Here is a 24,190-nt window from a genome sequence, read left to right as displayed (position 1 = left end):
AGTCCGCGTCAGGATCTGGGATCAAAGGCATCACGCAATGCCTCGCCGATAAACACCAGTAAAGAAAGAATCAGCGCCAGGGTGAAAAATGCTGTCAGCCCCAACCATGGCGCTTGCAGGTTCTGCTTGCCCTGGCCGATCAGTTCGCCCAGCGATGCACTGCCGGCCGGCATGCCGAAACCGAGAAAATCCAGCGCCGTGAGGGTTGAAATCGCACCGGTGAGAATGAACGGCAGATAACTCAGGGTCGCATTCATCGCGTTGGGCAGGATGTGCCGCACGATGACTTTGCGGTCGGTCAGGCCCAGTGCCCGGGCGGCCTTGACGTACTCCAGGTTGCGCCCGCGCAGGAACTCGGCACGTACCACGTCCACCAGGGCCAGCCAGGAAAACAACGCCATGATCCCCAGCAGCCACCAGAAATTCGGCTCGACGAAACCCGACAGGATGATCAGCAGATACAGCACCGGCAGACCCGACCAGACCTCCAGCAAACGCTGACCGATCAGGTCGACCCAACCGCCGTAATAGCCTTGAAGGGCACCGGCCGCGATGCCGATCAGCGCACTGACAAACGTCAGCATCAGCGCAAACAGAATCGACACCCGAGCGCCGAAAATCACCCTGGCCAGCACGTCGCGGGCCTGGTCGTCCGTCCCCAGCCAATTCACATTCGAGGGCGGGCTCGGCGCCGGTTTGTTCAGGTCATAGTTGGGCGTGTCGTCACTGAACGGGATCGGCGGGAACAGCAACCAGCCGCCCTCCTTTTTGATCAGCTTCTGCACATAGTCACTGCGGTAGTCGGCCTGGAATGGCAGTTGCCCACCGAATTCCTGCTCGGTGTAGCGCTTGAACGCCGGGAAGTACAGCGAACCCTGATAGCTGACCATCAGCGGTTTGTCGTTGGCGATCAGCTCGCCACCGAGGGTCAGCAGGAACAGGCCGACAAACAACCACAGCGACCACCAGCCGCGACGGTTCTTCTTGAAGCGTTCGAAACGACGACGGCCCAACGGCGAGAGCTTGAACATCAGGCGTTCCTCGCGGCGAAGTCGATACGCGGGTCGACCAGGGTGTAGCAGAGGTCGCCGACGAGTTTTATCAAGAGGCCGAACAGGGTGAAGATGAACAGCGAGCCGAACACCACCGGATAGTCCCGTGACACCGCGGCTTCGTAACTCATGCGGCCCAGGCCATCGAGGGAGAAGATCACTTCGATCAGCAGCGAGCCGGCAAAAAATACGCTGATAAACGCCTGGGGAATGCCCGACACCACCAGCAGCATGGCGTTGCGAAACACATGGCCGTAGAGCACACGGCGTTCACTCATGCCCTTGGCGCGGGCGGTGACCACGTATTGGCGGGTGATTTCATTGAGGAAGGAGTTTTTGGTCAGGATGGTCAGTGTGGCGAAGCCGCCGATCACCAGCGCCGTCACCGGCAACACCAGGTGCCAGAAGTAGTCGGCGATTTTGCCCACGGTCGACAGCGACTCGAAGTTGTCCGAGACCAGGCCACGCACCGGAAACCAGTTCAGGGAAGTGCCGCCGGCGAACACCACGATCAGGAACATCGCGAACAGGAATGCCGGCATGGCGTAGCCGATGATGATCGCGGTGCTGCTCCAGATATCGAAGTGGCTGCCGTGATGCACGGCCTTGCGGATGCCCAGCGGGATCGACACCAGGTACGTGATCAGCGTCGCCCAGAGCCCGAGGGATATGGTTACCGGCATCTTTTCCAGGATCAGGTCGGTGACCGTCGCGCCGCGGAAAAAGCTCTTGCCGAAGTCCAGCCGGGCGTAACTGGTGAGCATCAGCCACAGGCGTTCCGGGGCCGGTTTGTCGAAACCGTATTGCTTTTCGATTTCCTTGATCAACTGCGGATCAAGGCCACGGCTGGCACGTGAGCTGCCACTCATGACCTCGCTGGAACCGCCACCGACATTGGCGCCGCCGATGCCTTGAAGGTGCGCAATCGCCTGCTCCACCGGGCCGCCCGGCGCGGCCTGGACGATGACGAAATTGACCAGAAGAATAATGACCAGCGTCGGAATGATCAGCAGCAGGCGCCGCAGAATGTAAGCCCACATCAGTGCGGCCCTCCGGGTTTGCCGCGCTTGATCAGCTCGGCGGTCATCTGCTGGTTGGTCAGCGGGACGGAACTCACTTCCCACCAACTCTCAATGGCTTCGTCATTGGCGGCTTGCACGCTGGGAATGCCAAAGCGGTTCCACCACACGGTCGAACTGCCTGGCGGGTAATAGTTGGGAATCCAGTAGTAGTTCCATTGCAGCACACGGTCCAGGGCATGGGCGTAGCGCAACATGTCGGCCTGGGTGGTGGCGCGGACCAGGCCATTAAGCAGCGTATCGACCGCCGGGTTCTTCAGCACCATGTAGTTGTTGGAGCCCGGATCATTGGCCGCCACCGAGCCAAAGTAGTTGTACAGCTCGTTGCCCGGCGACGTGGTGACCGGATAGCCCGTCACGATCATGTCGTAGTCCCGGGACATCAGGCGATTGACGTACTGGGACGAGTCGATGCGGCGGATGTTCAGGTCAATGCCGATCTGCTTCAGCGTGCGCTTGTACGGCAGCAGCAAGCGGTCCATGCCGTTCTGGCTGACCAGGAACGTGAAGCTCAGCGGTTTGCCATCGGCGTTCACCAGTTGATCGCCATCGGGTTTCCACCCGGCCTGCTCAAGCAAACCCAGGGCCTGCAACTGCTTGTCGCGAATCACACCGCTGCCATCGGTCTTCGGTGCTTCGAAGACTGTGGTGAACACCTCGTCGGGGATCTGCCCGCGCAGGGGCTGGAGAATGGCCAGTTCGGCGGCATCGGGAAGGTTGCGGGCGGCGAGGTCGGTGTTGGAGAAAAAACTCTGCTGGCGAATATAGAGGTCGCGCATCATCTGCCGGTTGCTCCATTCGAAATCCCAGAGCATGACCAGGGCCTGGCGTACGCGGCGGTCCTGGAACATCGGGTTTTGCAGATTGAACACGAAGCCCTGGGCCGATTGCGGCGCCTCTTTGGCCAGGTGGGCTTTTTGCAGGCGGCCGTCGCTCAGGGCCGGGCTTTCGTACCCGATGGAATAACCGGTGGCGGAAAATTCGCGGTTGTAGTCGTAGGCACCGCCGCGCAGCACCTGGCGCGCCACGTCGGTATCGCCGAAGTATTCGATGCTGAAATGGTCGAAATTGTAGAGGCCGCGACTGACCGGCAAATCCTTGCCCCACCAGTCGGGGTTGCGCTCGAAGGTGATGCTGCGCCCGGAGTCGACCTTGCCCACCTTGTACGGGCCGCTGCCCAGCGGCGGCTCGTAACCGCCGCCACCGGCGAAGTCGCGGGTTTTCCACCAGTGCTCGGGAAACACCGGCAAGGTGGCGATGTCCAGGGGCAGGGTGCGGTTTTCGTTGTTCTTGAAGTCAAAACGGACCGTGCGTAGCGACTCCACTTCGACACCTTTGACGTCGGCGAATTGGGTGCGGTAACGCAGGCTGCCCTGGGTCATCAACAGGTTGAAGGTGTAGCGCACGTCTTCGGCGGTGATCGGCTTGCCATCGGCAAAACGGGCCTTGGGGTTGAGGTAGAAGCGCAGGGACAAGCCGTCATCGGAGCGCTCCATCTGCTGCGCCACCAGACCGTACACGGTGTAAGGCTCGTCCAGCGAGCGCTGGGCCAGGGGCGAATAGATCAGGCCGTCGATCTGCGTAACGCCAATGCCCTTGTCTATATAAGGAAGGATATGGTCGAAGTGGCCGATTTCGATGGCCGAGCGACGCATCGTCCCGCCCTTGGGGGCTTGCGGGTTGGTGTAGGCAAAATGACCGAAGCCGGCAGGGTACTTCGCCGGTTCGCCGTACACGGTCAGCGCATGTTGCGGTGCTGCATTCACACCGGTGGCGCCCAACAACAGGGCCACGGCAGTGAACAACAAAGTAGGGAAAGCCAGTCGCATTGTCAGCCTTAAAGCCGGGTGGTCGATAACCGCAATTTGTACGCTAGCGGCGCGTCCCTCGCCAGCCGTATCACGTAACCGAAACACAACGGCCCACCAAAAGGCGGGCCGTTGTGCGGAAACTACGCGGATCGATCAGTCCTGACGGCTGGTCACTTCCAGCAGGTGGTAACCGAACTGAGTCTTGACCGGGCCTTGCACCACGTTGATCGGTGCGCTGAAGACCACGGTGTCGAATTCCTTGACCATTTGACCCGGACCGAACGAACCCAGGTCACCGCCCTGGCGGCTGGAAGGGCATGTGGAGTTGGCTTTGGCAACGTCGGCGAAATCGGCGCCAGCCTCGATTTGGGCTTTGAGTTCGTTGCACTTGTCTTCGCTGGCAACCAGGATGTGACGGGCAGTGGCTTTAGCCATGGAAAAATACTCCTTTCAATGTTCAGTAAAGTGCTGAGCCTACCGGATTCAGTAGTCTATTTCTCCTCAAAGTTCCGTCCGGCTTACAGACCGGCCTTTCGCAGGCGTTCGGCATGTTGCACATACAGGTCAATCGGGTCGATGCCTATTCGGACCCGACCGGCTGTCTGGCTGATGCTGTCCAGATGATCCAGCGGATAGTCGGAACGGATCACTTTGCCCAGATGGGAGCTGTAGCGGCCGACCATGCCATCGTTCTGATCGGCTTCGATGGTGAAATAGCGGGAAAACGCGCGGGACAGGCCGTGCAGCGGATCGAGTGCATTGAGCCCTTCATTGAGGATGTTCCCCTGCAAAGTGCCGCTCCAGGAATAGTAGTGAACACCGTTGACTCGCTCGCTGCCCTTGCCACCCCAGGTTTTCGGCAGTCCTTGGGGGTACTTGTCATTAAACGCGCCGACGCCTTCAGTGGTCAGGGCATTGAGTGCCGCGATGGCGTTCTGTGGCAGGTGAGGATCGCCACTGAGCAACGACAGGAAATCGGCGAACAAGGTGACGACTGTTTCGGCGACCTGTTCCGGCAGCCGTCCGGGGGTCAGGGCTTTGCGCAGGAAATCGGCCAGTTCCGAGCCGTGGTTCGGTCCGCTGACAGAGGTCACCGAAGCCACGGCTTCTGGCGCTATCGCTGCGGCATAGCGTGCGGCTAACGCCCCCTGGCTATGACCGATCAGATTGACTTTGTCCGCAGCGGTGCCTTCCAGAACCCGGTCGATCTGTGCCAGAAGCTGCTCACCGCGTGCTTCGTTGCTATGGGTGGCCGACAAGTGTGGGACGAACACCCTGGCGCCCTCGCTTCTGAGGGCTTGTTTGATGTCGTGGAAGAGTTCGAACGGGCCGATGCGATCGAAGCCGAAGAGCCCGTGGACCAGCAGGATGGGATAGTGCGTCGTTGCATTCCGTTGCATGTTCATACCTTTTCGCGGGAGTTCGTGGGTGTGTTCGGGGCTCACTCTAAAGCACTCCGACGTTTGCGCGATGTATGAAAAAGCCGCTGTGATCTGATGAAAACGGTATAGGAAATGTACGAAAGCTCGTATGTGAACGAGGCTTTAATCGGAGTGTTTCGACATCTTTTTATCTGGTTCGTAGTTGTTTTGATCGATGACCTACCACGCAGAGTGTATTTAGCCGGGCAGTTCGAAGCGCTCTGCTGACATCACGGATTTCCTTTATGAGATTGAATGGGTTTCGTTCGATGCCGACCTGCGGGGTGGCGTCTTTTCAAAGGACTGAGATAAAGGGAATTTACACATGTCTGACAAAGACGAAGGATTCGTTCGCGGCGAGCCGTACAACATCAAACCCTTGTGGATCGAAGCAGATCGCAAGCAGACATTTGGCTCGGGCGGTGGCGGGGGTTACATCGGAAATGGCAGCGGTTGGGGGCTTCAGGAAGGGCCGCGTAGAGGAGAGGGCGGGCCCAGCGGAATTCATGACATCGCGGGGCCTAACGTCATGTCTGAGTTTATGGGGATACAGACCGACGGCCAGATGGAGATTGATAACTAATACAATGCACGATTCAACACGCTCTTCACGGATACCGAGCGTGAACTGGAGGAGAAAAAACTGGCTGCCAAAGATGGAGAAGTTCTTTCAGTCGCTGAATCTGCGGCTGTAGACCAAAAGGCCGCTCTGGATCTTATCGATTCAAAAAAACACAGTACATCTCCACTGCGCCATCCATCTATGGATTGTACGGACAGAGCCCTTATTTTCTGATGAATGTATTGCCGCGCCAGAAAATGCGTGAGGCTTTGAATAACCTTGGTCACGATCCGAATGGGGTCTACAACCTGTATGCCGTGTTCAATAATGTCTATAAGTCGGCAATGGAGCTCAAGAGACTCTCTCTCTCTTGATGAATATTCTGGCCGGCAAGCTTGCAGATCTGGCCAGTAAAAGAAACGAAGCGGAGTCGGAGGTTCCGTTAGATGATGCGGCAGAGCTGGCTGCGCAGGACCAGCGTATTGGCATCATCGGTTTGGAACGGGATATCCACGCTCAGCAACTTCCAGCGTTTCTTCAAACAGAATTGATTGCAGCAGCAGGTTCTCTGGCGGATCTGACACTCAGTCAAACCTTGGCCCATTACAAAGTGACACTGGACCGCATGGCAGCGACCAAAATCGCTGAGATGAGGCCTGTGCAGCCGACCGAGCCTTTTAGGCGTAATGGGCTGACCATCAACTTCACCTTGGATAACCCGAACATCAAAGCGCCCTTAAGCAAGCCAGAGTTGGAGGCGCTGAACGAGCTGGTGTACCTGCAAAACAATACTCGGTTAGGGACCAAGTGGCTCAGTTATCACGATGCATTATTGAAAGCTGAATCAGCACGGCATCTGACAGCTACTTCAAATGCGTTTAGTGGTTTGGTAGAGCGTGCGGACGAAGCAGAACAGATCATCGGTGCGATCAAATTCACAGCGGACTTTTACAAGGAAGTGACTGAAAAATTTGGTGAGAAAGCTTCAGCGTTAGCGAAGGAGCTTTCGGAAAATGCCAAAGGTAAGAAAATCAGAAGTGCCGAAGAGGCAATTAAAGCCTTTGATCAATATAAAGATGTACTGAACAAAAGGTTTAGCATCAAGGATGGAGAGGCGATTGCCAAAGCTATCGACTCCCTTGATAAGGACATGATGGCTAAAAGTCTTGACAAGTTCAGCAAAGGCTTCGGTCTTGTTGGTATCGGCGTGGACGCTTTCAACATACTCACCGAAGCTCAAAAATCGATGAAAAGCGGAGATTGGAAACCGTTTTTTGTGAAGACCGAAAGCGTCATGGCTGGTCGTGCGGTTGGTGGCCTGCTGGCATTCACGTTTGGCATGACGGTAGCGACGCCTCTGGGCATCTTGGGATTCGCTTTGCTGATGGCTGTCACAAGTTCGCTCATTGATGATGCGCTAGTGAGCAAGTTCAACGACTTCATCTTGAGTCTCTGATGTTATTGGGGTGACTTCGTCACCCCATTTTTGCAGATTATGTACATCAAGTAACTGCCGCCCAATGGGATGGCTAGAACGACACAAGCGAATATAAACAATGCGTCAGTGCCAGAAATATCGCCTTCCGGGAATACTTTTCTCCAAAATTCTCGGGGTTTCATTCTGTAGGCAGTCACTGATATCAAATACCTGGAAAACGGGTACAGAAGCGTGCTTAACACCATGAAAATAACTAGGGCGTAATCCTGGTAAAAAACTCATCACCGTTATAGAAAGCAACAATGGCAATAATCAGGAACAGAAAGCCTGTCCGTGAGTTTTTCATAAAATATTTTTTGTCCATCCTTGACCTCATTGCTACCAAATGACGACGGTGTAGCACCTGCTCCTATCAAGCCAGCGCCGCTTGCTCTCAGTCTGCTGATTTGCATCCATGCAAATCATCCAGACGCCCCCGCGACTTATCGCTCAGGCACTCTGTGCAGTCAGTAGCCATGATTTCAGACTTGAGAGCACGATCAAACCTTGGTGTGTCAATCTGCCCCCAAAAGTCTCCGGTAAACCGCGTCTAAACGTTTCCAGCGTTGGTGTGCGCTCGCAAGCGCTCCGCTGCCTGACTTAGCAATTGTTCTGTCCCGCTCCAGCCAAGGCAGCCGTCGGTTACCGATACGCCATACCGCAGCGTCGAGCTCAACGGTTGGCAACCCTCGAACAAATGACTCTCGATCATCATGCCGGTCAACGATCGATCGCCCTGCAGACGCTGCTCAAGCACATCGTTGAACACCGCCGGTTGACGCAACGGGTCTTTACCGCTGTTGGCGTGGCTGCAATCGACCATGATCCGTGCCGGGATCTTCAGTCTGGTCAAATCGCTGTTTACCTTGGCGACGCTGTCGCGGTCGTAGTTCGGCCCGCGATGGCCGCCGCGCAATACCAGATGGGTATCAGGGTTGCCCTGGGTCTGAATAATTGCGGGATGCCCCTGGCTGTCGACACCGAAATGCCGATGCGGATGAGCAGCCGAGCGCATGGCGTCGCTGGCAACGCCGACGCCGCCATCGGTGCCGTTCTTGAAGCCGACCGGCATGCTCAGGCCGCTGGCCATTTCCCGGTGGATCTGCGATTCGGTGGTGCGGGCGCCAATGGCGACCCAACTGAGCAGGTCGTCGAAGTAGCCGGCGGCCATCGGTTGCAGCAATTCGGTGGCAATCGGCAGGCCTAGGCGGAGCATTTCGCGCATTAATTCGCGGGACAGGGTCAGGCCGCCGACCATGTCATCGCTGCCATCCAGGTGCGGGTCGTAGGCCAGGCCTTTCCAGCCGACCGTGGTGCGGGGTTTTTCGACGTAGGCGCGCATGACCAGCAGCATTTCATCGCTGACTTCGGCGGCGAGTCGGGCGAGGTTGCTGGCGTATTCGAGGGCTGATTCTGGGTCGTGAATCGAGCAAGGGCCGACGATGACGAGCAAACGGGAGTCTTCACCGTTGAGGATCGCGCGAACCGCCTGGCGGTGGGCATCGACTTGCCGGGTCAGGGCGTTGGTGAGGGGCAATTGCTGTTTGAGTTGCAATGAGCTGGGCAGACGCAGGGTCAGTGCTTCATTGGCAGGGCTCAGGGTGGACAGCGGCAAAGCAGAGACGGACGAGTTCATATTCAGGCTTCCTGGGCTGGCGGCGGGTTCGTTCCCGCGCGCTCGGCCCTACTGGGGTGTTCGACAATTGGCCGGATTGGCTGCGTGTGTGTGCTTGCCACCTGTGGGTGACCGATCGGAGGCGGCAGGCTGTCCCGAGCGGAGGCTGGTAAATCGCCAGGCGGTAAAACTGTCGTAACGGTAATAAGTGGCGTAGTTCATGTTGTGAATCCTCAAGTTGTCTGGTGTCGCTAAAAGTGTGCAGGGCTGAAAAAACAAAACCCCCGGTCGGGAAGCCGACCGGGGGTTGAGAATTCTCTGGTGGCGACCCGTTTAATGTGGGCGCCGTATGGGTATCAGGCGCGCCAGTGGCTAAACCAATACCCAAAATAAAAGCTGACCGAAGCACAAACGTCATTCACCCGGGCAGCCGCTACCGAGCGCAAGGCGCTGGCGGTATGAAGCGGTAAGAGGGTGTTGAACATGGTCTGTCTCCGATGGATGCGCCGAGCTTACTAGAGGCCGGTACGCGGTTTCAATCAGAAAATGCTATCGATCACCGGCGGCGTTTTCTATCGCTTGAGTACGTCGAAGGTTGTGACACACTTCAAGCTTAATCAAAAACACGGACGAAACATGATGCCACTGACCATCGCCGCCGCTCAATCGATCTCCATCGCAGGTGACCTGGCCGCCAATGTTGCCTGGCATCAACGCTTCATGCAGGTGGCCGCGGAGCAGGGCGTGCAGTTACTGGTGTTTCCGGAACTATCGCTGACCGGGTATGAACGGGGGCTGGCGGCTGAGCTGGCCATTGCGCCGGAGGCTGAAGTTTTGCAACCGCTGCGGGATTTCGCGCGGGAAGTTGCCGTGACGACTGTCGTCGGAATGCCGATTCGTCTGTCGGAGGATTCGCCGGTATTGATCGGGGCGCTGGTGTTGGGCGCCGATGGTTCACTGGGGGTGTACAGCAAACAGCACCTGCATCCGGGCGAGGAGGTGGCGTTTGCACCGGGAACCGGCGGCTCGACCCTGATCATCGGCGACGACGCGGTCGCGCTGGCGGTATGTGCCGACTTTTCTCACGCCAGTCATGCCGCCGCTGCGGCGCAGCAAGGTGCGAACCTTTATGCCGCCGGCGTACTGATTACCGAAAACGGCTACGCCCCGGATACCGCATTGTTGCAAGGCTATGCCAGCACTCACTCGATGGCTGTCCTGATGGCCAACCATGGCGGTGCGACGGGTGGCTGGGAGTCGGCAGGGCGCAGCGCCATCTGGGCGTCGGACGGTTCGCTGATTGCAGCCGCAGAGGGTACCGGCAACCTGATGGTCGTTGCTCGCCGCGATGCGGGCGGTTGGAAGGGGCAAGTAGTGGCTGTTGCGGAGGCTTGATGGCATTTGAACTACGCCCGGCGACGTTCCAGGACCTTGACTTCGCTCGTGAACTGACCCGCAAAAACATGCTCCGCTATTATATTCAGCACGATCTGTTGTGGCTGGACGAAGCGTTCGATGTGGCCTGGGCGGGCCGTGAGAACTGGTTGATTGTGCGTGATGATGTGCCGCTGGGTTATGTGAGCCTGAGTCGAGACGCAAGGGCCTTGTACATCCGTGAGTTGCACGTGCTCGACGCATTTCAGGGGCAGGGCGCCGGTTCCTGGGCGATCGATCAGGTATTCACCATGGCGTGCAAGGAGCGACGCCCGGCATTGCGCTTGACGGTTTTTGAGAACAACCCGGCGCAGGCGCTATACGAGAAAATGGGCCTGAAGGTGGTCGGCGAAGACGAGTGTTTTCTGAGAATGCAGCGCGACATTGACGACACGGATCGCTGAAACACGCATAAGACAAGCCTTTCAAGAAGTATTGATACTTTTTATATGACGCTTGCCGCTAGGTCTGCCAGTTGCTTTTTGCTAAGGTGTCGACAACTCAATAAGACCATATCGCGAGGTGTCTGCTTGATTAGGGTGCTAGTAGTCGATGACCATGATCTCGTTCGTACAGGTATTACACGAATGCTGGCTGACATCGATGGCCTGCAAGTAGTTGGCCAGGCTGAGTCAGGGGAAGAATCCTTGCTCAAGGCGCGTGAGTTGAAACCCGATGTGGTGTTGATGGACGTCAAGATGCCCGGTATCGGCGGTCTTGAGGCCACGCGTAAACTGTTGCGCAGTCATCCTGATATCAAAGTCGTCGCGGTCACCGTGTGCGAAGAAGATCCGTTTCCAACACGGTTGTTGCAGGCCGGTGCCGCGGGTTATCTGACCAAGGGGGCCGGATTGCCGGAAATGGTCCAGGCCATCCGCCTGGTGTTTGCCGGGCAACGCTACATCAGCCCGCAGATTGCGCAGCAACTGGCGATCAAATCCTTCCAGCCGACCAATGATTCGCCCTTCGACGCCCTGTCGGAGCGTGAAATCCAGATCGCGCTGATGATTGTCGGCTGTCAGAAAGTCCAGATCATTTCCGACAAGCTGTGCCTGTCGCCAAAAACCGTGAACACCTACCGTTACCGCATTTTCGAAAAGCTTTCGATCAGCAGCGATGTCGAGTTGACGCTGTTGGCGGTCCGGCACGGCATGGTTGATGCCAGCCTCTGAAAATGACTGAAGCCTTTGATCCAAGCGCTTTTCTGTCGACGGTCAGTGGACGCCCCGGCGTTTACCGCATGTTCGACAGCGAGGCGCGCCTGCTTTACGTCGGTAAGGCCAAAAACCTCAAGAGTCGCCTGTCCAGCTACTTTCGCAAATCCGGTCTTGCGCCCAAGACCGCTGCGTTGGTGGCTCGTATCGCCCAGGTCGAAACGACGATTACGGCCAACGAAACCGAAGCCCTGTTGCTTGAGCAGACGCTGATCAAGGAATGGCGTCCGCCTTACAACATCCTGCTGCGCGACGACAAATCCTACCCGTACGTTTTTCTCTCGGATGGCCAATTCCCACGCCTGAGCATCCATCGCGGTGCGAAAAAGGCCAAAGGGAAGTATTTCGGCCCTTACCCCAGCGCCGGTGCGATTCGCGAAAGCCTGAGCCTGCTGCAAAAGACCTTTTTCGTTCGCCAATGTGAAGACAGCTATTATAAGAACCGCACGCGGCCGTGCCTGCAATATCAGATCAAACGCTGCAAGGCCCCCTGCGTCGGCCTGGTGGAACCCGAGGTGTATGCCGAAGATGTACGGCACTCGGTGATGTTCCTCGAGGGACGCAGCAATGCGCTGACGGACGAGTTGTCCGCCGGTATGGAAGAGGCGGCGATCAATCTCGAGTTCGAGCGTGCTGCCGAGTTGCGGGACCAGATTTCATTGCTGCGTCGGGTCCAGGACCAGCAGAGTATGGAAGGTGGGACGGGCGATGTCGACGTGATCGCCGCGTTCGTCAACCCGGGCGGTGCCTGCGTTCATTTGATCAGCGTGCGCGGTGGTCGGGTGCTGGGGAGCAAGAACTTTTTCCCACAGGTGGGTATTGAAGAAGACGTTTCCGAAGTCATGGCGGCGTTCCTCGGCCAATATTTCGTCAGTAGCCCTGAACGCGACTTGCCGAGCGAACTGATCGTCAACGTGGTTCACGAAGACTTCCCGACACTGATCGCGGCCATTGAAGAGCTGCGCGGTCGTGAACTGACCATCAGTCATCGCGTCCGTGGTACGCGAGCACGCTGGCAGCAATTGGCAGTCACCAATGCCGAACAGGCACTGGGCGCACGCCTGGCCAACCGTCAACATGTTGCAGCACGTTTCGATGCCCTGGCCGAAGTGCTGAACCTGGATGAGCCGCCGCAGCGTCTGGAGTGTTACGACATCAGTCACTCCAGCGGTGAAGCGACCGTGGCGTCCTGCGTGGTATTCGGCCCCGAAGGCCCGATCAAGTCCGACTACCGCCGTTACAATATCGAAGGCGTCACCCCTGGCGATGACTACGCCGCGATGCACCAGGCCCTGACCCGACGCTTCAGCAAACTGAAGGACGGGGAGGGCAAGCTGCCGGACATTCTGCTGGTGGACGGCGGTAAGGGGCAGCTGTCCATGGCCCGCGATGTGCTCAATGAGCTGTCGGTGCCCGACCTGATTTTGCTCGGCGTGGCCAAGGGCGCGACCCGCAAGGCCGGTTTCGAAACTTTGTACCTCAACGATGCCGCCCACGAATTCACCTTGCGCGGCGATTCCCCCGCGCTGCATTTGATCCAGCAGATACGCGACGAAGCCCACCGTTTCGCGATTACCGGGCACCGCGCCCGTCGTGGGAAAACCCGCCGAACGTCCACACTTGAAGGCGTTGCCGGCGTCGGACCGACACGTCGACGCGATTTGTTGAAACATTTTGGTGGATTGCAGGAGCTGTCTCGTGCCAGCATCGAAGAGATCGCCAAAGCACCCGGGATCAGTAAAAAGCTCGCAGAGTTGATTTATGCAAATCTGCACAGCGAGTAGAATGCCACCTCACCTCGTAGCCAGTTGTGCCGATGAATATCCCTAATCTGATTACCGTTCTACGCGTCCTGCTCATCCCGATCTTTATTTTACTGTTCTACCTGCCTTACCAATGGAGCTACCTGGCGTCCGCCTCGGTCTTCGCATTTGCCGCCGCCACAGACTGGCTGGATGGGTACCTGGCCCGCCGTCTGGAGCAAAGTACGCCGTTCGGGGCTTTTCTCGATCCCGTTGCCGACAAGCTGATGGTCGCGGTTGCGCTGGTATTGCTGGTGCAGGAGCATGGCAACCTGTGGCTTACGCTGCCGGCCGCCGTGATCATCGGTCGCGAGATTGTCGTCTCGGCACTGCGGGAGTGGATGGCCGAGCTCGGCGCTCGTGCGCATGTCGCCGTGTCCAACCTGGGCAAATGGAAAACCGCCGCGCAAATGCTGGCGCTGGTGATCCTGCTGGCCAATCCGTCGGATTTCACGTTCTGGGTCCTGTTGGGGTATGCCTTGCTGCTCATCTCCGCAGGCCTGACATTGTGGTCCATGGTTCAATACCTGCGGGCTGCCTGGCCGCATCTGAAGACTGATGTGGAAAAGAAATAAACTTTTTTGAATCAAAGGGTTGACGGAGCATCTGGATTCTATAGAATGCGCCACACCAAGACGCGGGAATAGCTCAGTTGGTAGAGCACGACCTTGCCAAGGTCGGGGTCGCGAGTTCGAGTCTCGTTTCCCGCTCCAAATATTGCGCTGCAGAGTTCCACTGAATTCTGTAAGTGATTGAAATAAGGACCTTCGGGTCCTTTTTTCGTTCCGACGGGAACCACTGAAATCCAGCACCATCCAGTGTTTTTAAGTCCTGAATGAGAGTCTTGAATTCGGATGCGCACTGAATCGGTTTGTTGCTGGAGCAGCTTGGATAACCAGGGCCACAGTGAGGCCGGTGAACATGATGGCAATGGCGCTCGCGGCCTTCTCCTTCGATACCAGACTTGTGGCGATGGTTGATCCAATCGAGAAGAACACTCCGAGAGCCAGACCGGTAACGATTCGCGCGATGATCAGCGAGTCGTAGCTAGGCGCTTTCCAAGCAAGTAGGTTGCCAAGGGTAAACAGAACCATCAGCGACAGAAGCAACAACTTGCGAGGCACTCTCCCGGTAAGGGCTGTGAGAAGGGGGGCGCCGATGGCGACACCGAGGGCGTAAAGGCTTACCAGTAGACCGGCAGAAGGAAGGTTCATGCCAAGGTCATTGGCTATTGTCGGCAACAGTCCGACAATCACGAATTCGGTGGTATCGATGGCGAACGCACTTAAAGTCAAAGCTAATAGGGCTAGGGGCATGGCTGCCGCTCCAATGTTTGTGTGGAGCAGAGTGTGAGGTTTTAATCTGTGCTGAAAATACAGTACTGAGCAAATGATATTTGCGCTCAAATCACGAAATAATTGAGCGTCAGACGTTGAAGGCCCGTAGCTACTCGGCTGCGGTGAAATGCGAAGGTCTTAATCGACAAGCAGCGACAGGCTCCAAAAGCATGGGTAAAGCGGAGATGGTAGTGGTACAGACATTACCGAATCAGTTCGAGGTAACCCGAGATAGGTTTAATCAACGAGTACCTCGACAGTCCGTTTAAACAGATTTCCTCATGAAATGCAGCCCTGTCAACGCTGACGTAAATCCCCACTTTTCGTAGAAGGGGACCATTTCTTCGAGACAGTACAACTCACGATGTTTTATATCGATCAGAGTCGGATCATTTAACACCGCATCCATCAAAACTGTACCAAAACCCGTATTACGCCATTCGATTTTGACGATGATGTCAAAGATCATGGCCTTGTAAACGCCATCCGTCATCGCGCGGGCGAATGCCACTAGCTCATCCCTCTCGGGATCTATGTAGGCAAACACGGGCCCACCAGATTTTAGAGCTTTTTCAACGTCCTTTTTGGTGCGACCCTTTGTCCACCACTCGGCCTGGAAAAGGTCCACTAATTGGTCAATTTGTGGGGGGGGCAATGACCTGTGGAGCTCAAGCTTATTTTTGTCGCGCAGATAGTCACTCATGAGGACTCCAATACTGATATTTCCATACTCATTTCAGAAAACGAGCTCTTACCCTGCAATCAAAGCCTTCAGGTTAAAAAGAGTGTCTTCCAGAACAGGGATGCCAAAGCGCTGAGTATCGGCACGGTTGGCGTAACGCCGTTCGCCGGGAAGGCGGTCCTGGCCGGCTTCCGTGAGACGGTCACATAGCAGGGCAACACGCTGAGCGAAATCGGTGGTGCCTCCTCGCATGGGATCGATAACGATCAGGAGCTGCCCAGCTTTAGGCGTCTGCGCACCGACGCATTCCCCAAAATCGTTTTCAAACGACAGCTGCCCGCCGGTAAGCGCCCCGGCCATCAGCTCGACCATGAATGCGATCGAAGAGCCCTTGTAACCACCGAAGGTATTTAGAGCACCGCCGTCCAGAACTGCATGAGGATCAATTGACGGATTGCCTGCTTTGTCTACCCCAGTGCCCGGAGGTAGTAGCTTGTTAGCCAATGCGTGAAGCTTCACCTCACCGTTGGCCATTACGCTAGTAGCCTGATCAACAACAAAAGGTTCCGAATTGGCTATCGGTGTCGCGAAAGCAATTGGGTTTGTGCCATAAACAGCGGTGTGCCCCCCATGAGGTACGACATTCGCTAGTCCGTTTACAAAACTAATGGCTAACAAACCTCTGCGAGCAAACGGTTCGACATCAGGCCAGAGCGCGCTGAAGTGATGGGAGTTACGGGTCGCCACGACCGCAATACCGGTTGTCTCAATGGCTGTTTCAATCGCGTCTACAGCGGCCGCCATGGCAGGCTGTGCAAAACCATTCTGTGCATCGATGCGGATAAATGAAGGACTTACCGAAGTGACGATCGGTTCTGCGTGCCCATCAACCCAGCCCGACTTCAACGAAGCTATGTAACCCGGCATGCGAAATATGCCATGGCTCAATGCACCATCCTGCTCGCACCCCGCGCAGTTTGATGCCAGGATTTCGGCGGCAAACTCTGAGGTGCCATGGCTGACAAAAATATCTTTAAGTAAGGATTTCAGTTCGTCGAAGTCAACACGGACTTCAGCTTTTTCGGCTGTCATTGCACTAATACCAGTTCAGTTAGAGTTTAGAATTGCATTGAATGGGTGACTGGGCAGGCTAATGACTGCCGGATAGCTCCAGAAATTTGCGAAGGCAATTTTCCACAAGCTTGGAAACGTTGTTGCGATAGTCGTCGTGTGAGAGGCTGCCGCAAAACGTGATGGATCCGACGGAGAACAAACCGCCACCATTCTCGGCCAGACCAAAGACAATGTTGGAGCGCATGCCGCCGTAAGGTCGTGGACCGCCCTCAAAGACATCGGGTAACAGAAGCTCTTCATAGGTGTGAACAAATGTCGGGCCGTGTCCTTCTGAGACCGCAACCACTGTCACGAAATCCTGAGTACCCAGACCGGGACAGGCTTGGTCGATCTCAAAGCCAGCGGCACCGCCCCCTGAAAGTCCGAAGTCACCGATTCGTTGATCGCCGGGAATGCCCTCGAACAGGAACGCCAAGTCGCTACGGAAGGACTCTTGCGTTCGCAGGTAATAGGTCCCTTCAAACGTGCCTTCGGCTGTGAACCCTACGCCGGCAACTCTTTGCGGTGTAATGCCGTTGCGGCGCCATAGCCCACCGTACTCACCGTCCAGTTGGTTGTAATATTCGCCGGGCTGGCTTGCCCATACCCTCATGCCGCCTTCAGCTCGACGTACTTCGATCAAGTGGGGGTGTTCGTCACTGCGTCCTATTTTCCAATAGAAACCGTTACCGCCCATGTACATCAGTTTCCCGCCTCCATCCCTATAGGCGATCAGGGCTTCAAGGGTACTGCGGGTGTGGTATTCAGGGTGCGAGCCCGTTAGAACGACGTCGTATGGTGTCAATGCACTCACACCCTCGCGATCCAGGTCTTCGTCAGTCAGTACATCGAACTCAAAACCTTTGGTTGTCAGCCAATCCGTTAAGTGGGAGTCGGCTGAGAAGCCACGCATGCCCGATCCGTTTTCGTCGAGATAGACCAGATATTCAGGACGCATCGTCATAATCGGACGCAAGTGAGACGATAATGTTACGCCTGTCCCGTCCGGATGGCAGTTATAGGTCGAATACCCATAAGACCCGATGACGTCGGGATTGTTGGGGTAGGCCCCCCATTCTTTGACCCGAGCTTCAAGTGGGCCGGTAAAGTTTCCGCGTGCATGGTTTGCATAGGCCATGTAGGTGAATGTGGGCGCCAGGAAGATAATTCTTTTTCGGGGTAGGTTGCCGCTGGGAAGGACGTAAAACGGAATGGTGTCTGACCCTGCCTCATTATCGATCTTGAGGCCGTAGACACCCGATGGCATATCCGAAGGGACTTTCACCGCAATGGTGGTATCCCATTGGCAGTCACTTAAATCATCGGTGTGAAATGCTATGGCTGAGTACTCTTGCGGCGCATGCTTCCAGTCCATGTTCCGACCTGACCAAGAGGAAGATCGTACGGCTCGCATAGGCAGATTTATGAGCGCAAGACGCCGAGAGCCATCAATCTCATCCGTGACCCACTCGTTGGTTGCACCCGTCCCGAAGTTCCATTGTGCAAGCACCTGCGACTTGCCATTCTTCTCTGATCGAGAACTGCTGCTCAAGCACGGCGCTTCAATCAGCCCGTTGAAAGACTCGACTGGATAGCCCTTCCAGGTGGCTGCAAAGCATATGTGATCAACAATCTGAAGCACCTCCCCAAGCCCGCTTTGTTCGAAAAATGACTCTGAGTTTCCCAGAGATAATTCGTTGCGGGTTTGGATGTGTAGCCCTGTTGAACCAATAACCAGTTCAAGATCGGTCCATTCGTTGAGGCACAACTTCAGATTCGTGATGTGGCTGAAAGTGATGTTGCCAAGGCTGCGGACGAGCAGCATTCCTTCCTGATGGAGCAACGTAATGCCATTCGAGCCATCAGCATCCTGCAGCGAGAAGATGGTTTGGTCAGCAGTCCCGAAAAAGGTCGGCTTAACCTTGAGTGTTACCTGCAGGTCACCAGATTCAGGGAGAGGTGATATCGGTCCGAATAAGCACGAGCCTAAATGAGCTTCTTGTTCGGACGCTGGATACTGTTTCTCTAGGCCGAAATCGACTTCTATATGCTTTGGACCAGGGCCTGAAGGGCTGGGGTCGCAGCAGTCCAGTCTGGCTACGGTAGCCTTGATATCCTGCCCGCCAACTGATGAGATCTTGAACTCAAGCAGTTGCCCCCCTTTCGCACTGAGCGGAGAAACATAGCCAATTACCGCAGGCACTTTAGTTTTTGATACTGGCATTCCTCACCCTCCAAAATAGCGTTGGGCCATGGTTTGACGGTATCGCCGCCGGGTCGAAATCTACGCACCTTCCGCCCATGGCTAGCGCTTGACACGCCTTAAACCGCAATCTATATTGAATATCGTATACGTATCTGGGCGTTGTCAAGTGTGGAATGTGCCCTCCGCTGTCCTAATGATCGCCAGGGCCAGCCGGGAGAACACAGGACTATGCCGCCATACCGCTAACTGATATAGAATATGGTATTCGATCTTGATCTCGCCTGGAGATGAAATTGCCACTTAACCCTGTAGACCTGCCGTCTCTTGGATCCGCTCCAACTGCCTCGGATATCATCGCCAAACACATTCGCGAAGCGATCATCTCGGGTGACTTTGATGAAGGCGAACCCATTCGCCAAGATGATGTCGCAAAGCTTTTTGACGTAAGCAAGATCCCTGTACGAGAAGCCCTCAAACGTCTTGAAGCTGAGGGGTTAGTAGAATTTCAGCGCAACCGGGGAGCAATCGTAAAAAGTGTTTCGGAACCCGAAATTGCGCAAATTTTTGAGGTCCGGGCGATGCTTGAGGCCAGTGCGATCAAGTTCTCCGTACCCTTGATGACTGAAGAGACATTTCGAAAAGCAGAAGAATACTGCAAGGCCTTCGCGAACGAAACCGATGCAGCACGCTACGCGGAACTCAATTGGCAGTTTCATTCTTGCCTTTTTGAAGACGCGAACAGGCCTTTCCTACTGGGTCTCATACGCTCCGTGAACGATCGGGTGGAGCGCTATCTGAGAATCCAGCTCACGCTTTCCGGTGGAACGGGCGATGACGTCAAAGAGCATCGCGAAATACTTGCTGCCTGCCGAGCTCGAAATGCAGAAAAAGCCGGGGCATTGCTGTACCAGCATATTTCGAAATCCTGCGAATCCCTTCTGGCAAATATCCGTAAATAACTCACGTTGCACTTGCTCCAGAAACGCGGCCCTTCTGCTGTAATTCCCGTGCGCCTATAAATTCGAAGCGGACCTCTCCGTGACAATCAATAAAAGGCGCACTTTCACGCCCGTTCGTCTCCGCATGACTTTCCAAACCCGTTCTGATCTTCAAAAGGAGAGCATTTTTTCTGGTTGACGTTTAGCGTCTATCGTATACCATCTCCTCTAAAGCACAGGCAGATGGTGTCAGCGTCGCTCTGGTATTTCACTGCAATCTAGCCAAGTGAACCGGATTTGGTGCCTGCCCAAGAAGACTGCGCTTACCCTGCCAGGCCTTTAGGCTTGGCGAAACACAGAGTGGTGGAGGCTACACATGCAATACGAACGTTCACTCACTACCGTCGAGTTGCACACGTGCGGCGAGACGTTTCGCTTGGTGACCCAAGGGCTCCCTAAGGTACCGGGTAGTACCATCGTTGAACGTCGTGCCTGGTTGCAGGAGAACGCCGATCATTACCGCCGTGCAGTCATGCTTGAACCTCGCGGCCATAAGGATCTCTACGGCGGCTATCTCACCGAGGCCGTGACTCCAGAAGCTGACTTCGGCGTAATTTTCCTTAACAACATGGGTTACAGCCCTCACTGCGGACACGGCGTAATCGCGCTGGCGACTGCAGCCGTGGAGTTGGGTTGGATTGAGCGTAAATCGCCCGAAACCCGCGTTGGTATCGATGCACCCTGCGGTTTTATCGAAGCGTTTGTTGAGTGGGATGGCAAACGGGCAGGTTTGGTTCGGTTTGTGAACGTCCCGTCCTTTATCTTCGAGCGAGACGTCACCGTGGATACGCCAACTTTCGGCAAAGTAACCGGTGATATCGCCTATGGTGGTGCTACTTACTTCTACGTGGATGGACGTCCATTTGACATCGCCATCCGTGAAAAGAACGTGCAAGAAATCATGCAGTTTGGCTATGAAATCAAAACTGCTGTGAACGCCAAAATGCCGGTCATTCACCCTGAAATCCCAGAATTCAATGATGTTTATGGCGTAATGGTTTACGGCGATCCTCGCCACGAAGGATCTACTCAGGCGAATTGCTGTGTCTATGCCGACCGTGCCATTGATCGCTCCCCCACAGGCTCGGGTACCGCTGGCCGCATCGCTCAGCTCTACCTGCGTGGCGAGCTTTCCGAGTCCGACACCTTGGTGAACGAGTCGATCATCGGTACGGTATTCAAAGGTCGTGTGTTGAGCGAAACCAAGGTTGGCGATTATGACGCTGTTATTCCTGAGGTGAGCGGAAAGGCCTACATCTGTGGTTTTGCGAACTGGATCATCGACGAAGAAGATCCATTGGCGTTCGGTTTTCTCGTTCACTAATTCCCATAAAAATAATGAAATCGATGTAATTTGACTGCCCCGATTATCCGTATACGATATCCAAGAGCGTTCAGTTTTTCGTATCTTGGTTTTCAGTTCAGCCAAAACGAGGGGAACACACATGCGCATGACAACAGTTATTCTGGCAGCCGTCATTGCTGCCACCGGAACCGCAGTAGCCCAGGCCGATCAGCTGGATAAGATCGTAGCGTCCGGCAAGCTTCGCTGTGCAGTGGAGCTGGACTTTCCACCTAACGGCTCCCGCGACAAGGACAACAATCCGATCGGCTTTGACGTCGATTACTGCAACGATCTGGCCAAGGCTCTTGGGGTCAAAGCTGAAATCGTTGATACGCCGGATCCCGACCGTATTCCCGCTGTGTTGTCCGGCCGTGCAGATGTCGGCATCGCCGTGGCATCTGACACTCTGGAGCGTGCCCGCACTATCGGCTTCTCGATCCCATATTTCGTCTTCACAACCGTCATTCTGGCTCGCGACGATTCCGGGATCAAAAGTGCGGACGACATCAAGGGGCACACAGTAGGCGGACCAGCGGGTGCCTATGAAACAGCAGCTCTGGCTGACACGGTCAAGAAATTCAACGACCCAGCCACCAAGCTTCTGACCTTCCAGTCGCAGTCAGACAGCTTCCTGGCGCTCGGTCAAAAGAAAATCGATGCCACCTACACCACCTCCACCATTGCGACCCACCTGATTCAATCAGGCAAATACCCCGGCCTCAAAATCATTGGTGACGCTCCCGTTGATGCAGACTACTGCGCTTTCCTGGTACAGCGCGGAGAGCAAGGTTTGCTTAACTACGTGAATTTGTTCCTGAACCGTCAGGTGCGATCGGGTCGTTACGCAGAGCTCTATACGAAGTGGGTGGGTACTGAAGCGGGTCCGGCTCCTTCGCTGACCATTCCAGGCACTTATCGTTAAACCTCTCGCTTAGAAAGGCTCTCGTATGTCTTATACCTTCCAATGGCGTCCGGTTCTCGAGTCGCTGCCAGAAATGCTTTGGGGAGCGTTAGTTACGTTAGAGATTGCTGTCCTGGCGATGGCAATCGGCACTGTACTGGCGGTTCTACTGGCACTTGCAAAACGATCGGGTAACAAAACCCTGTCGGGCTTGGCCGATGTGTGGATTGAAGCTGCGCGTAACACCCCAGCTTTGTTTCAGATCTACATGGTCTACTTTGGGCTGGGCTCCATTGGAGTGGGTATCGACTCATACACTGCTCTTATGCTCGGCATTACGTTCAACAACGCTGGTTATCTTGCAGAAACTTTCCGGGGCGGCTTTTCAGCGGTTCCGGAAACCCAAATCCGTGCAGCGCGCTCTTTGGGCATGGGGGCTGCTCAGACAATGTGGCACATCGTGCTGCCGCAGATGCTGCGCACTGTGTTCCATGCGATGACGAACCAAATGGTCTGGTCGATCCTCATGACATCGCTCGGCACCATTGTCGGACTGACCAGTGACCTGACCGGGGTAACGCAGCAATTGAACGTTACGACGTACCGGACATTCGAGTACTTCTTCGTAGCCGCATGCATGTATTACCTAATCTCGAAACTATTCACGATATGCGCACGGCTCATGGCCTGGCGTCTGTTTCGTTATTGAGGAGTGAACTATGTTTTTTGACGCCTCATTATCGTGGAATGACATCCTGTATTTGCTACAAGGTGCTGTTGCAACCATCACCATTACACTGGCCTCCGTCGCTATCGGGACTGTGCTGGGTGTCATTTTCGGTTTGATCAGAGCGGGTGCGCCCTGGTTGATCAGCGCTCCCATCGGCGCGGTTCTGGATATATTCAGGTCCGTCCCGCTGCTGATCCAATTGGTGTTATTCAACTCATTCAACAGCATGTTGAGCCTGAATTGGCCAACCTATTCCGTGGCGTGCATTTGCCTTGGGATTTACACGGCATCGTTCTGCACCGAGATCGTCCGCAGTGGTGTGGCGGCGGTGCCGATGACTACACGGCGCGCCGCTCGCTCGCTTGGATTAAGTTGGCGGCAGGAGGTGATTTCCATCACCTTGCCTATAGCTACCAGGATCGTATTTCCCAGCTGGATCGGTCTGTCCCTCGGCGTAATGAAAGACACATCCCTCGTCATGTGGATTGGCATCATTGAGCTGCTCCGCAGTTCACAGATCATCACCTCACGTCTGCAGGAGCCGCTTTTGATCCTGACAATTACGGGCGTGATTTATTTCTTAATGAGCTTTCCCATTGCCAGACTCGGAGTTCGGCTTGAGAAAAGGTGGCAAATAAAATGATCGAGATTGATAACGTACATAAACATTTTGGCCCTTTGCATGTACTCAAGGGCGTGAGCATGAGCGTGAACAAGGGCGAAGTGCTGTCCATGATTGGTGGCTCGGGCTCGGGCAAATCAACCATGCTGATGTGCATCAATGGTCTTGAAGAAATTCAGCAGGGCCAAATCAGCGTCGATGGTGTTCATGTTCATTCGAAACAAACGGATCTGAACAAACTTCGCCAGAAGATCGGCATCGTGTTTCAGCAGTGGAATGCGTTTCCACATCTGACCGTGCTGGAGAACGTCATGCTGGCTCCCCGCAAGGTGCTGGGAAAATCTAAGCAGGAGGCCGAGGCCATCGCTGTGGAGAGACTGAAGCATGTCGGTCTGGGCGAGAAGCTGACCGCATTCCCTTCGCGCCTTTCCGGTGGACAGCAACAACGGATGGCAATCGCCCGTGCCCTGGCTATGTCGCCTGACTACATGCTGTTTGATGAAGTGACGTCCGCGCTTGACCCCCAGTTGGTGGGCGAGGTTCTGGATACGCTCCGCATGTTGTCTCAGGAAGGGATGACCATGATCGTGGTAACCCATGAGATGCGTTTTGCTCGTGAAGTTTCGGATCGAGTCGCCTTTTTCCACAAAGGGCAAATCCACGAGATAGGCACGCCAGACCACATCTTTGACAGTCCAGAAAAACCAGAGACGGCAGATTTTTTGCGCTCCGTCCTCTGAAGACGATGGCTCTCGCAACGAGGGCCAGCGAGTTAACGCTGCGGCTAGT

The 24,190-nt window shown here is 55.4% G+C and carries 24 protein-coding genes, 1 tRNA gene and 1 pseudogene; 14 read left to right on the top strand and 12 right to left on the bottom strand.

Features of this window, described 5'->3' with window-relative positions; all coding sequences use genetic code 11:
• Nucleotides 1–8: 8 nt before the first annotated feature.
• From ACYZUD_RS09490 to ACYZUD_RS09470, 5 genes are all read right to left on the bottom strand, one after another.
• Nucleotides 9–1,031 (bottom strand): ABC transporter permease, encoded by a 1,023-nt coding sequence (locus ACYZUD_RS09490; protein WP_462023757.1) that lies wholly within the window; start codon nucleotides 1,029–1,031, stop codon nucleotides 9–11.
• Complete coding sequence (locus ACYZUD_RS09485; RefSeq protein WP_462023755.1) at nucleotides 1,031–2,092, bottom strand: microcin C ABC transporter permease YejB; 1,062 nt, start codon at nucleotides 2,090–2,092, stop codon at nucleotides 1,031–1,033. The genes ACYZUD_RS09490 and ACYZUD_RS09485 overlap by 1 nt, the downstream gene beginning before the upstream one ends.
• Nucleotides 2,092–3,960 (bottom strand): extracellular solute-binding protein, encoded by a 1,869-nt coding sequence (locus ACYZUD_RS09480; RefSeq protein WP_462023753.1) that lies wholly within the window; start codon nucleotides 3,958–3,960, stop codon nucleotides 2,092–2,094. Before ACYZUD_RS09480 ends, ACYZUD_RS09485 begins: the two co-directional genes overlap by 1 nt.
• Nucleotides 3,961–4,095: 135 nt before the next feature.
• Complete coding sequence (locus tag ACYZUD_RS09475; RefSeq protein ID WP_262164802.1) at nucleotides 4,096–4,377, bottom strand: peptidylprolyl isomerase; 282 nt, start codon at nucleotides 4,375–4,377, stop codon at nucleotides 4,096–4,098.
• A gap of 83 nt (nucleotides 4,378–4,460) precedes the next feature.
• Entirely contained in the window at nucleotides 4,461–5,342 is an 882-nt protein-coding gene (locus tag ACYZUD_RS09470; RefSeq protein ID WP_462023750.1) for a lipase family alpha/beta hydrolase, read from the bottom strand.
• A gap of 346 nt (nucleotides 5,343–5,688) precedes the next feature.
• On the opposite strand from ACYZUD_RS09470, the gene ACYZUD_RS09465 reads away from it, so the two are divergent.
• Both ACYZUD_RS09465 and ACYZUD_RS09460 read left to right on the top strand, forming a co-directional pair.
• Entirely contained in the window at nucleotides 5,689–5,946 is a 258-nt protein-coding gene (locus tag ACYZUD_RS09465) for a hypothetical protein (protein ID WP_462023748.1), read from the top strand.
• A 352-nt stretch (nucleotides 5,947–6,298) separates the two neighbouring features.
• A complete protein-coding gene (locus tag ACYZUD_RS09460; protein ID WP_462025210.1) occupies nucleotides 6,299–7,381 on the top strand; it encodes a colicin-like pore-forming protein in 1,083 nt (360 codons plus the stop codon).
• Between the two features lie 2 nt (nucleotides 7,382–7,383).
• On the opposite strand, the gene ACYZUD_RS09455 is transcribed toward ACYZUD_RS09460, so the two are convergent.
• The 3 genes from ACYZUD_RS09455 to ACYZUD_RS09445 form a co-directional block, all read right to left on the bottom strand.
• Entirely contained in the window at nucleotides 7,384–7,608 is a 225-nt protein-coding gene (locus tag ACYZUD_RS09455; RefSeq protein WP_462023746.1) for a colicin E1 family microcin immunity protein, read from the bottom strand.
• Nucleotides 7,609–7,952: 344 nt separating this feature from the next.
• Complete coding sequence (locus ACYZUD_RS09450) at nucleotides 7,953–9,038, bottom strand: 3-deoxy-7-phosphoheptulonate synthase (RefSeq protein ID WP_462023744.1); 1,086 nt, start codon at nucleotides 9,036–9,038, stop codon at nucleotides 7,953–7,955.
• Between the two features lie 335 nt (nucleotides 9,039–9,373).
• Nucleotides 9,374–9,502, bottom strand: coding sequence for a hypothetical protein (locus ACYZUD_RS09445; RefSeq protein WP_462023742.1), 129 nt, complete (start codon nucleotides 9,500–9,502; stop codon nucleotides 9,374–9,376).
• A gap of 151 nt (nucleotides 9,503–9,653) precedes the next feature.
• Between ACYZUD_RS09445 and ACYZUD_RS09440 the strand changes: the two genes are divergently transcribed.
• From ACYZUD_RS09440 to ACYZUD_RS09415, 6 genes are all read left to right on the top strand, one after another.
• Nucleotides 9,654–10,412, top strand: coding sequence for a carbon-nitrogen hydrolase family protein (locus tag ACYZUD_RS09440; protein WP_462023740.1), 759 nt, complete (start codon nucleotides 9,654–9,656; stop codon nucleotides 10,410–10,412).
• Nucleotides 10,412–10,855, top strand: coding sequence for a GNAT family N-acetyltransferase (locus ACYZUD_RS09435; protein WP_462023738.1), 444 nt, complete (start codon nucleotides 10,412–10,414; stop codon nucleotides 10,853–10,855). The genes ACYZUD_RS09440 and ACYZUD_RS09435 overlap by 1 nt, the downstream gene beginning before the upstream one ends.
• 126 nt (nucleotides 10,856–10,981) lie before the next feature.
• Complete coding sequence (gene gacA, locus ACYZUD_RS09430; protein ID WP_008015884.1) at nucleotides 10,982–11,623, top strand: response regulator transcription factor GacA; 642 nt, start codon at nucleotides 10,982–10,984, stop codon at nucleotides 11,621–11,623.
• A 2-nt stretch (nucleotides 11,624–11,625) separates the two neighbouring features.
• A complete protein-coding gene (gene uvrC / locus ACYZUD_RS09425; protein ID WP_462023736.1) occupies nucleotides 11,626–13,449 on the top strand; it encodes an excinuclease ABC subunit UvrC in 1,824 nt (607 codons plus the stop codon).
• Nucleotides 13,450–13,481: 32 nt separating this feature from the next.
• The gene (pgsA, locus tag ACYZUD_RS09420; RefSeq protein WP_008150904.1) at nucleotides 13,482–14,042 is read left to right on the top strand and encodes a CDP-diacylglycerol--glycerol-3-phosphate 3-phosphatidyltransferase; all 561 of its coding nucleotides are present in this window, start codon (nucleotides 13,482–13,484) and stop codon (nucleotides 14,040–14,042) included.
• Nucleotides 14,043–14,104: 62 nt separating this feature from the next.
• Nucleotides 14,105–14,180 (top strand) — tRNA-Gly (locus tag ACYZUD_RS09415).
• A 180-nt stretch (nucleotides 14,181–14,360) separates the two neighbouring features.
• Here ACYZUD_RS09415 and ACYZUD_RS09410 read toward each other — a convergent pair.
• From ACYZUD_RS09410 to ACYZUD_RS09395, 4 genes and pseudogenes are all read right to left on the bottom strand, one after another.
• A pseudogene (locus ACYZUD_RS09410) lies at nucleotides 14,361–14,783 on the bottom strand (MFS transporter); the annotation flags it as partial.
• Nucleotides 14,784–15,069: 286 nt separating this feature from the next.
• The gene (locus ACYZUD_RS09405) at nucleotides 15,070–15,507 is read right to left on the bottom strand and encodes a GNAT family N-acetyltransferase (protein WP_462023735.1); all 438 of its coding nucleotides are present in this window, start codon (nucleotides 15,505–15,507) and stop codon (nucleotides 15,070–15,072) included.
• Nucleotides 15,508–15,555: 48 nt separating this feature from the next.
• Nucleotides 15,556–16,587 (bottom strand): Ldh family oxidoreductase, encoded by a 1,032-nt coding sequence (locus ACYZUD_RS09400; RefSeq protein WP_462025209.1) that lies wholly within the window; start codon nucleotides 16,585–16,587, stop codon nucleotides 15,556–15,558.
• Nucleotides 16,588–16,636: 49 nt separating this feature from the next.
• Entirely contained in the window at nucleotides 16,637–18,823 is a 2,187-nt protein-coding gene (locus ACYZUD_RS09395; protein WP_462023733.1) for a N,N-dimethylformamidase beta subunit family domain-containing protein, read from the bottom strand.
• 269 nt (nucleotides 18,824–19,092) lie between these two features.
• Between ACYZUD_RS09395 and ACYZUD_RS09390 the strand changes: the two genes are divergently transcribed.
• From ACYZUD_RS09390 to ACYZUD_RS09365, 6 genes are all read left to right on the top strand, one after another.
• Complete coding sequence (locus ACYZUD_RS09390; protein WP_462023731.1) at nucleotides 19,093–19,764, top strand: GntR family transcriptional regulator; 672 nt, start codon at nucleotides 19,093–19,095, stop codon at nucleotides 19,762–19,764.
• A 355-nt stretch (nucleotides 19,765–20,119) separates the two neighbouring features.
• Nucleotides 20,120–21,127, top strand: coding sequence for a trans-3-hydroxy-L-proline dehydratase (gene lhpH / locus ACYZUD_RS09385; protein WP_462023729.1), 1,008 nt, complete (start codon nucleotides 20,120–20,122; stop codon nucleotides 21,125–21,127).
• Between the two features lie 121 nt (nucleotides 21,128–21,248).
• Nucleotides 21,249–22,070 carry a transporter substrate-binding domain-containing protein gene (locus tag ACYZUD_RS09380; protein ID WP_462023727.1) on the top strand — a complete coding sequence of 274 codons (822 nt, stop codon included), beginning with the start codon at nucleotides 21,249–21,251 and terminating at the stop codon, nucleotides 22,068–22,070.
• 25 nt (nucleotides 22,071–22,095) lie between these two features.
• Nucleotides 22,096–22,758, top strand: a complete 663-nt coding sequence (locus ACYZUD_RS09375) for an amino acid ABC transporter permease (RefSeq protein WP_462023726.1) — start codon at nucleotides 22,096–22,098, stop codon at nucleotides 22,756–22,758.
• A 10-nt stretch (nucleotides 22,759–22,768) separates the two neighbouring features.
• Nucleotides 22,769–23,422 (top strand): amino acid ABC transporter permease, encoded by a 654-nt coding sequence (locus ACYZUD_RS09370; protein ID WP_462023725.1) that lies wholly within the window; start codon nucleotides 22,769–22,771, stop codon nucleotides 23,420–23,422.
• Nucleotides 23,419–24,141 (top strand): amino acid ABC transporter ATP-binding protein, encoded by a 723-nt coding sequence (locus ACYZUD_RS09365; protein WP_462023724.1) that lies wholly within the window; start codon nucleotides 23,419–23,421, stop codon nucleotides 24,139–24,141. Before ACYZUD_RS09370 ends, ACYZUD_RS09365 begins: the two co-directional genes overlap by 4 nt.
• Nucleotides 24,142–24,190 lie beyond the last annotated feature (49 nt).

The sequence above is a fragment of the Pseudomonas sp. XS1P51 genome (assembly GCF_054897845.1).
The sequence above is the reverse complement of the archived record's forward strand: the minus strand, read 5'-3'. Positions and strand labels throughout refer to the sequence as shown.